Annotated in this window: 1 protein-coding gene; it reads left to right on the forward strand. The window is 69.3% G+C overall.

Annotated features, from left to right (window positions below; all coding sequences use genetic code 11):
- On the forward strand, window positions 1-573 hold a 573-nt coding region (locus tag CF68_RS38360; protein ID WP_035820050.1), incomplete at its 5' end, for a thiamine pyrophosphate-dependent enzyme.
- Window positions 574-730: the final 157 nt, after the last annotated feature.

Raw genomic sequence — 730 nt, forward strand, 5'->3', positions numbered from 1 at the left:
CCGCGCCCGCGCGTGCCGGCACCGCGCGCCGAGCCCGGCGCGCCGATGAGCGTCGCCTATGTCCTGCAGACGCTGGCGGAGCTGCGCGACCCCGATTCCATCGTGGTCGAGGAAGCGCCCAGCGCGCGCCCGGTGATGCATCGCTACCTGCCGATCCTGCGCAGCGAGACCTTCTATACGATGTGCAGCGGCGGGCTTGGCTATGGCCTGCCCGCGGCAGTGGGCGTCGCGCTGGGCAAGCCGGGGCGCAAGGTGATCGGCCTGGTCGGCGACGGCTCCAGCATGTATTCGATCCAGGCGCTGTGGAGCGCCGCGCAACTGGGCCTGCCGATCACGTTCATCGTGCTCAACAACCGGCGCTACGCCGCCCTGCAGGAGTTTGCGCCGACCTTCGGCTTTGGCGGCGATGATCCGCTGGTCGGCACGGCCTTGCCCGACCTGGATTTCGTGTCGATCGCGCGCGGGCATGGTTGCGAGGCAGCGCGGGTGACTCATCCTGCTGCATTGCGCGAAGCGCTGGCGACAGCCCTGCGGACGCGTGTGCCGACCGTGGTGGAAATCGAGGTGGCCTGAGCCGCAGCGCCAGACGACAGACCAAGTACCCCTTCCAGGAGACTCCAGGATGCAAAGCATCACCATGCTGATCAACGGCGAGCGCACGCAGGCCGCCAACGGTGCCACCTTCGAGCGCCGCAACCCGCTTGACCACAGCGTGGCCACGCGGGCGCCG

It is taken from the genome of Cupriavidus sp. SK-4 (assembly GCF_000611125.1).
GTDB lineage: Bacteria > Pseudomonadota > Gammaproteobacteria > Burkholderiales > Burkholderiaceae > Cupriavidus > Cupriavidus necator.